The sequence below is a fragment of the Segatella sinensis genome (genome assembly GCF_040095255.1).
In the GTDB taxonomy this organism is placed as follows: Bacteria; Bacteroidota; Bacteroidia; order Bacteroidales; family Bacteroidaceae; genus Prevotella; species Prevotella sinensis.
Map to the genome: position 1 here is coordinate 1 of NZ_JBBNGE010000087.1, position 7,227 is coordinate 7,227.

Annotated in this window: 10 protein-coding genes and 1 pseudogene; 2 read left to right on the forward strand and 9 right to left on the reverse strand. The window is 44.7% G+C overall.

What is annotated here, in order from left to right; all coding sequences use genetic code 11:
- Together AAAT87_RS14680 and AAAT87_RS14685 are read left to right on the forward strand one after the other, a co-directional pair.
- Positions 1 to 405, forward strand: a pseudogene (locus AAAT87_RS14680) (hypothetical protein); the annotation flags it as partial.
- Between the two features lie 13 nt (positions 406 to 418).
- A complete protein-coding gene (locus AAAT87_RS14685) occupies positions 419 to 511 on the forward strand; it encodes a smalltalk protein (RefSeq protein WP_153089932.1) in 93 nt (30 codons plus the stop codon).
- Positions 512 to 789: 278 nt separating this feature from the next.
- On the opposite strand, the gene AAAT87_RS14690 is transcribed toward AAAT87_RS14685, so the two are convergent.
- The 9 genes from AAAT87_RS14690 to AAAT87_RS14730 form a co-directional block, all read right to left on the reverse strand.
- Positions 790 to 1,641: a GIY-YIG nuclease family protein gene (locus AAAT87_RS14690; RefSeq protein WP_349226830.1), complete on the reverse strand. Its 852-nt coding sequence runs from the start codon at positions 1,639 to 1,641 to the stop codon at positions 790 to 792.
- Entirely contained in the window at positions 1,638 to 1,853 is a 216-nt protein-coding gene (locus AAAT87_RS14695; RefSeq protein WP_297074173.1) for a helix-turn-helix domain-containing protein, read from the reverse strand. Before AAAT87_RS14695 ends, AAAT87_RS14690 begins: the two co-directional genes overlap by 4 nt.
- A 505-nt stretch (positions 1,854 to 2,358) precedes the next feature.
- A complete protein-coding gene (locus AAAT87_RS14700) occupies positions 2,359 to 2,709 on the reverse strand; it encodes a HipA N-terminal domain-containing protein (RefSeq protein ID WP_349226831.1) in 351 nt (116 codons plus the stop codon).
- Between the two features lie 12 nt (positions 2,710 to 2,721).
- Positions 2,722 to 2,922, reverse strand: coding sequence for a helix-turn-helix domain-containing protein (locus tag AAAT87_RS14705; protein ID WP_040553377.1), 201 nt, complete (start codon positions 2,920 to 2,922; stop codon positions 2,722 to 2,724).
- Between the two features lie 461 nt (positions 2,923 to 3,383).
- Positions 3,384 to 4,811 carry a MobV family relaxase gene (gene mobV / locus AAAT87_RS14710; protein ID WP_349226832.1) on the reverse strand — a complete coding sequence of 476 codons (1,428 nt, stop codon included), beginning with the start codon at positions 4,809 to 4,811 and terminating at the stop codon, positions 3,384 to 3,386.
- Positions 4,812 to 5,027: 216 nt separating this feature from the next.
- Positions 5,028 to 5,867, reverse strand: a complete 840-nt coding sequence (locus AAAT87_RS14715) for a hypothetical protein (protein WP_349226833.1) — start codon at positions 5,865 to 5,867, stop codon at positions 5,028 to 5,030.
- Positions 5,868 to 5,925: 58 nt separating this feature from the next.
- Complete coding sequence (locus AAAT87_RS14720) at positions 5,926 to 6,423, reverse strand: hypothetical protein (RefSeq protein ID WP_349226834.1); 498 nt, start codon at positions 6,421 to 6,423, stop codon at positions 5,926 to 5,928.
- Positions 6,424 to 6,436: 13 nt separating this feature from the next.
- On the reverse strand, positions 6,437 to 6,847 hold the full coding sequence (locus tag AAAT87_RS14725) for a hypothetical protein (RefSeq protein WP_349226835.1): 411 nt from the start codon (positions 6,845 to 6,847) through the stop codon (positions 6,437 to 6,439).
- Positions 6,837 to 7,157 carry a hypothetical protein gene (locus tag AAAT87_RS14730; RefSeq protein ID WP_349226836.1) on the reverse strand — a complete coding sequence of 107 codons (321 nt, stop codon included), beginning with the start codon at positions 7,155 to 7,157 and terminating at the stop codon, positions 6,837 to 6,839. The genes AAAT87_RS14725 and AAAT87_RS14730 overlap by 11 nt, the downstream gene beginning before the upstream one ends.
- Positions 7,158 to 7,227 lie beyond the last annotated feature (70 nt).

The following is a 7,227-nucleotide window of genomic DNA, read 5'->3' on the forward strand; positions in this document are numbered from 1 at the left end:
GGCTCCAAGGGTGCAGAGACTGCCGACAAGTTTACGGCGCAGAACATCACCAACGTGAAGGTTCAGTGGGAGCCTGGCCAGCAGTTCAAGAACCTGCTCGACGACGCAGAATTCAACCTCGTGGCTAGCCGCAGCGCTCAGGCAGCCGTGATCAAGGCAATCAAGGAGGGCAAGACCAACGTGGACCTCAACGTTCCAGTTACTCCTGACGGAGGTGGTGATGGCGACGGAACCACTGGTGGCGGAACCCAGAGCGGCGGCAGCAATGCTGGCGGCAGCGGAACCACCGGAACTGAAGGCAGCGGAACGCAGGGAGCTGGCGGTAGCGGAACCACTGGTGACCAGGGTACCAGCGGCGGCAATATCGGCGGTGAAGACGGCGGCGGCGACAACGTAAATTTCTAAAAGATAAAAGTCTATGAAGAAGGATACTTGGAAAATGGTGATTCAGATTGCGATTAGCATTCTCACCGCAATAGCCACTTCGCTCGGCGTTTCAAGCTGCGTGTAAGCAGCAGGAAAAGATGATTTAATCTACTACAACCGCTCCTCCTATATATAATAGGTGGAGCGGTTTATTTATTCCCGCAGGTGTCATTAAGGGTCAGTGTCATTAAGGGTCATTAAGGATTTCGGGGGGTCAAAATGTCACTCAAGATGTCACTCAACAACACGCTTTAGACAGATATGACCAACATATAATGGTTTTAATTCAATAGCGTCCGCAGTGCGGACGTTATTGTCTGTCGAACTCCCTAAACCTGTTCTTTCGCTTTCTCCCCCAGATTTCTATCGTTTTATGATTTCACCTAATTTATTACCATCAGCATCCTTCCAGTCATCCCAGCCATTACTTGGTCGGCCGAGTATTATTCCACTTGCACCACTTGGACTAACCATAGGCACATCGTGTTGAAGGATAATCTGACCATTTTCTTTTTTGCAATGTTCATCAATGAAACTCTGACGTGATGCAATAGATTTGAAACTTGGAACCACCTGACTTGCGATGATACAACCTTTCACGAGGACAAAATGTTTAGAGTTTCTGTCATAATAACCAATACCCTCTGCAGGACGGTCTGTTGCGTGAATATAGAACAGATGTTCTGATTGAGGCTTTGCTACTGGTGCATCAAAGATACCGCATCCATAGAAACGAGTTAGCAACTGTATATCTCGGAAGAAAACTTCCATATCATTAACACGGTAAGGTGCAATAGGAGGCTTTCGTGGATTAGAGCTATTGAGCAAGGTAAACGATTCTACACTTTGTGCAGATTCTATGCCAAGATACTCTAAATATTTCACATCGTCTCCATATATCTTATGATTATCTGATATAAAAACGAGAGCTGTCTTCCAGAAATCTTTTTTCTGAACGTGGTCATTCTTACGATTGGAAAAATCGGTAGTTTGACCAATATATGCTTCTGGCTTTAATGCATTGGGATCACCTAGCAGAATATAAAAAGCAGGTTGACCTGCTATGTCTGCTATATCGTTGGCTACATTAATTTCATCACGTGGAATAACATAGAGGTGACAAGTAGAGTTTGCCCCCATATAGATATTCCTAACTCCTGATAGAGTTCCATCCATCAGTTCTGTGTGGATGGTGAAGGTATTCTTTGCTTTCATAACTTTGGCTCGACTCTTATAAGTTCTGTATAGTTTACTTCCAGTAACTCTGCAATTTTCATCAATGTTTCAAGTGATGGCTGTGAAGAGTTCGTACACCATTTACTAACTGTAGCGGCATTAACTCCTAAGGCAGAAGCAAGCCATTTATTGGTTTTCTTCTTCTCTGCCAACATAACCTTTATACGATTCAAATCTTTTTTACTTTCCATAAATATATATGTTTTATGGCTACAAATTTAATGAATATTCTTTAAAGAAGATGCGTTTTTGCGCAATTTTTATAAAAGATTATACTTAGTTTATTGCTTTATTTTCATTTTATTTACCCATACCATCCAATAATGATAGTACAGCTGACTAAACTTTATTGAAAATGCGAATACACTGTGTGCGCAATTGAATTGACCGCTATGCGCTTTTTATATATATTCATTGTTTTTGCACGTAATAATCTTATAAATATTATGTGCAAATATACTGATTATACTCTGAATATCAATAATATAGATAAAAGTAGATCACTATATTGGCTGTCTGTTTATATGCAATAATAACGAGTGCGCTCCTACAGAATCTATAAAAATGTCACCCAATGTCCCTCAAGATGTCCCTCAAGGTGTACCCCAATAACACGTTTTAGAAAGATATGACCAACATACAATGATTTTAATTCAATTGCGTCCGCAGTGCGGACGTAATTGTCTGCCAGGCTTCCTAAACCTTTTCTTGGCTCAGGGGAGATTCTACTTCTTTTACAGTTATTGCTCCTATCGTATCATAGGTTGCTATCTTCAGAAGAAGTCCAAAGAAATCCTTCTCATCCAATCGCCAACTTCTGCAGACTATCTTTCTGTTTGCTCCTTCTGGAAGCATATTGGTAAAAACAGGGAATAGATAATCTGACTGATAAGGGGCTTCCCTGAAAGGCATGGTAAGTGAGACAGGATCGTGGGTCCTATCCATCATATACTGCTTGTCGTATGTGAAGGTATAACCTCTGCCAGGAGTAGCTTCCTCTAAGAGTCCAGCCTCCATGTCGTGACAATAAACGATAGCTTTTCTCATAACTTACTTTATTTAAACTGTTTGACGAATCTCATATTTAACCTCCATGCCAAGGATATCCATGATTTTTTCAACCGTCGATAGGGATGGGTTGCCTTTTCCACTCTCTATTTTCTTGATGGTAGAAATGGCTATCTCAGACATGTCTGCGAGGTCTTGCTGTGTAATCCCCAAGGCCTTACGCTGCAATTTCATTACTTCTTGAATTTTCATATCAAGTAGTGTATTATATTGTACTTTTTGTGCAAAGTTAAGAAATGTTTTGGGATTAAACAAGCAAAAGTATCATATAATGTTCTTTTTATGAAAAATTATAATTTCATGGGATTTTATTTTGGTAAGGAGAGGTGTCATTTGTAAAGTGAGGTAAAGTGAGGTTAAGATGGAGGTAAAGTGAGGTAAAGGCGAGGTAAAGTGAGGTTAAGGTGAGGTAAAGAGAAATGATGTAATGGCACTCAAGGTGGCACTCAAGGTGGCACCCAAGAATAAATTACTGATATCCAGTACAATTCTATATCTTCCTAAAACAAAATTAGGGAGTTTACTCATCACGAGCAAACTCCCCTTGATGTATGAGAGAAGAATTTTAGTGCTTTTACTCAAAAGCTATGTTCAGTATATATTATGTATATATGTGTACATGTATTCACGTATTCATGAATACACGTTTCAGCCTATTTCAGCAACACAACGGTTGTGAAGCGGTTTGCCTCATTCGCCGCATATTTGTCTATTCCACCTAAGTTGTAGGCTTTGATCTGGCTCTTATCTACACCTCGCTTGATGAGTGCCTTGGCTATGAACTTGGCACGTCGCTTACCCAAATCCTGGTTGCCGGACTGAGTACCAGTAGCACTATCGGCTGCACCGGATATTTTTATCTTCAAGTTTTCCTGCTTGGCCATCTTCGCAATGTCGTCGAGTTTCACGCTGTCAGGTAGATTCGGGAAGCGAACGGCAAACTCATGTGCCATGGTGTCGAGCATCACTCCGTTGAGATGGTAGCTCATGTTGTGAGCCCAGGAAAGTTCAGACTGATTGGCTTTGTCTTCCAGTTCACTGGCCTGCTTCTCAATCTCTTCCTTGTCCTTGCGGAGGGTGTCAAGCAACTGGTTAGTCTCTGAAAGTTTCTTCTCCTTGTCTGCCAGTTTATCTTCCACCAAAGCCTTCTGCTGTTCAAGGCTCAGAATCTTACGGGCGATGTCGGCACTGATGTTGTCGCTGTTGGCTTGCAAGGCTCTCAGCGGTTTGAGTTCTGCTTCCAGACGGTCGATTTCAGCCTTCAGATTCTCTATCATAGAGGTGAAGGATTTCTGCTTTTTCTGCGCGATGGAGAGTTCCACGTTCAGATCTTCGAGGGCTTTCCGGGTGTTCAGCATCTGGGCTTCGAGTGTCACGCACTCGTTGGCAAGCCATCGTCGATACTCTTCAGTAGAACGGTGACGTGCTCCTGTCTCTGCTATCGACACCCCTCTCGTAAGTCCCCATTTCTCATTGACCTTGGCAAGTTCATCGTGCAGGGCAAGAAGATAGTTCTTGTAATCTATGCGGTTCTGACCATGGAAGATCTTCTTGAAGGCGAACTTCTTATCCTTGTCTATCGGCAGAAGCGCACAGTGGACGTGCGGATTTTTCTCATCGCAGTGGACGATGAAGGAGACGATGTTTTCCTCTCCATATTTATCTGCCACAAAGCGGTAGATGTCCTGTGCCCACTTTTCTATTTCTGGCATTCTACGGATATGCTCGTTACCACCCTTGCTTTCAAAATCTACCTTCTGATTGCCAAAGGCAAGCTCTCGCATACGTTCCGTTGAACCGCCGAAGATGAAATTCACCACGGTTCGGAAACGTGGCTCTGCCAGTCCTTCGTTGGGATCTTTGATGCCACGTGAGGCGAGATTTTCTGCCATGCGCATGGTAAGAGGACGGATCTTGTCTATCGGGGCGACGATGCCACCAGGACGGATCTCGAAGTTGAGATGCTCACGGCTACGGTCGTAGTTGCCTTCACGCATGGCCTGGTTCCATCCCTTCTCCGTCCAGTCTCTCAACTCCTCGTTGCCTACCGAAGCAAGACCTTTGGTAACCTTGATGTCCATGACCTGTTTTGATGATGAAAAAAAGTGGCACGTGCAAGCACACTGCCTCACGTTGCTTGAAATCATTCAGCGATGTGCTAACGGGCGTCCTGATCGCCATCAGCGTGCCTCGCATGGAATAAGGGGAATATGACTATTGTTTTTAATCGTCGGAAGACTCCGCAGGTGCTACCTTTTCGGATGGCTCCCTGGCCTCAGTAAGAGGATGATGGGGATTCACATAGTAGTGGGATGGGAGCCGGAGATGTAGTGCTCGAAGATGCAATCCAGGAGAACAATCTCCGCTTTCGAGTATCGGGTGGCTACTTCGTCCATATAACTCGGCTTGGTATTGCCACTGATGGCTTTAGCCAGAATGCCAAGAGAATCTATCACTTTGTGCCAGTCCCAGACGTGGTCTTTTCCGAAGAGCAGGCTCACGGAATCGGAAAGTTCCTCGGGCAGTTCTTTCTCCTGATTGAGATAACGGAGAATGGAAACTGCCAGTGAATCGAACACCTGGGCTTGCTGGTTGAGTACACGTCTGGCAGGAATGCCGCCATATCCTTCCTGCTTGACCATGTTCATCTTCAAGTCGTAATAACGGCTGTAGGAATCGGCCACTTCCTTGGCGGTGGATCTGCCTTTGATGAAGCGGATGAACTGCATGGCGCAGAAATCGAGGATGTCGTCCGGACTCTCGATAAGAAGAGAGAGACGTTGCTCCAGATTGACAGAGAAGATGAAGCTCTTGGAGTATGGCTCTACGGAAAGCTGACCAAGTTTGGTGAGTCCGGAGATAAACTGGCGAACCGTGGCACGCTGCCATTGCCACTGACGGGCAAGTTCGGAAATGGTGGCAACAAACTGACCGGGCAACAGCAGGAGAGCTCCATCGGTTCCCGGCGACTGATAGGCTCCTGAGGATGCTTTCGAAAGCAAGTCGCAGTAGGCTTCCAGCTTGCTGTAACGTTCCTCTGCTTTCGGCTTCAGAAACTCCAGCAACGAACGGTCAACACCTCTGTATCTGTCTGCTTCGGGTGTCTGTTGATTGGGATGATGAGTCATTTGAGTCATTTTTGAATTTGGAATGTTGAGCAAGTGGATATGATTCTGTGCCAGTTGCAGGTGGCACCTAATAGTAATTTCTGATAATCAGCGCAAGCAGATCCTTCGGGTTGTTGATGGCCTCAGGATGGCTCTTCAGCAGAAGAACTCTTTCAGATGGATAGAAGACTGCTGCCACGCAGAAGGTAAAGAGGAACAGGAACATGCTGTTCATATAAGGTAAGGCGTAGCAGACCATCGAGAGCAGCAAGGTGGCGAACCACAGTCTTTTCCTCTCATGCAAAAGATGGAAGGTACTTTCTGCGATTTTCTTGTTAAGAAGCACCAGGGTCAGGAGTGTTGACACTACTACTGAGAGGTTGGGAGCCGTGACATAGCAACACCAGTTGATGAAGATAAGCATCATCACAACCAGGTAGGCATAGAGATTTCTTGCGCTCTGAAACATGGCCATCTTCCACATAAACCGCTTCATGAATCCATATTCCTTCCTGTAAAGACAGAAGAACGCTGTCAGCAAGAGGAAGGGGAAAGCGAACAGGATGAGGGTTAATATCTGTATCATATATTCCTTTATTTTACTTGTTATTACCTTTGTCGAGTGATTCAAGACGCTCGGCAATTCTGTTGTTTAATTGGATGTTGTAACTGGGCGACATCTGGTCAATGGTAGGGTCTTTCGCCAGTTCTTCATCAGCCTCAATGAGAAGATGGAGATAGAGATCCACATTGGAATTGTGGTCTAACTTCTCTGTAGGCAAGGCTGCAGTCGATTTGCCATGAGGCTCTATCGGCAGCATCGTATCAGGGTCGATGTCATCAGGAAGCTGGTAAGCCGTCTGAATGCTTCGCATCACGAAGATGCAGAAGACTATCAACAGTCCGACAATCGCCTTGGCCATGATGTTCAGATTGCACAACATCAGAACCAGCACCATCCCCAGGATGGCTATGATATAGAATGTATATACTTTTCGTTTAGTACTCATAATCGCTTAATTCAAGTTTGATGATTCCGAAGGATGCTTTCTCTATAATGTATTCGACATCATGCCGGGTGAGAGTGCCCTTCTCTACTCTACCCTTGGCGCTTGGATCTTTTTTACAAAGAGCTGCCAGACCCTGGTTCAAGGCGTATTCATTGATTTTCCAGGTTCGCTTCTTTTTGAAAGAGTAATGATCCCTGTAACTCTGGAGCGAGAGTCCCTTGTAAAACAGGGTTTTCAACGCTCCATCCTGCAGGATTCTCATCTCTATCAGCTGTTCCGTATCTTTAACTATTATCCATGTTCGGGTCACTTGCAAAAGCGTGTGGATAGCATAGCACAATAAAAGCAAGCAGGTGTACGTTTATAGAGTAAACGTTAGA

What these genes read in the sequence shown, in the direction of transcription:
- AAAT87_RS14685 (WP_153089932.1), top strand. Translation starts at nt 419, where the DNA reads ATGAAGAAGGATACTTGGAAAATGGTGATTCAGATTGCGATTAGCATT.
- AAAT87_RS14690 (WP_349226830.1), bottom strand. Translation starts at nt 1,641, where the DNA reads ATGAAAGCAAAGAATACCTTCACCATCCACACAGAACTGATGGATGGA.
- AAAT87_RS14695 (WP_297074173.1), bottom strand. Translation starts at nt 1,853, where the DNA reads ATGGAAAGTAAAAAAGATTTGAATCGTATAAAGGTTATGTTGGCAGAG.
- AAAT87_RS14700 (WP_349226831.1), bottom strand. Translation starts at nt 2,709, where the DNA reads ATGAGAAAAGCTATCGTTTATTGTCACGACATGGAGGCTGGACTCTTA.
- AAAT87_RS14705 (WP_040553377.1), bottom strand. Translation starts at nt 2,922, where the DNA reads ATGAAAATTCAAGAAGTAATGAAATTGCAGCGTAAGGCCTTGGGGATT.
- mobV (WP_349226832.1), bottom strand. Translation starts at nt 4,811, where the DNA reads ATGGACATCAAGGTTACCAAAGGTCTTGCTTCGGTAGGCAACGAGGAG.
- AAAT87_RS14715 (WP_349226833.1), bottom strand. Translation starts at nt 5,867, where the DNA reads ATGACTCAAATGACTCATCATCCCAATCAACAGACACCCGAAGCAGAC.
- AAAT87_RS14720 (WP_349226834.1), bottom strand. Translation starts at nt 6,423, where the DNA reads ATGATACAGATATTAACCCTCATCCTGTTCGCTTTCCCCTTCCTCTTG.
- AAAT87_RS14725 (WP_349226835.1), bottom strand. Translation starts at nt 6,847, where the DNA reads ATGAGTACTAAACGAAAAGTATATACATTCTATATCATAGCCATCCTG.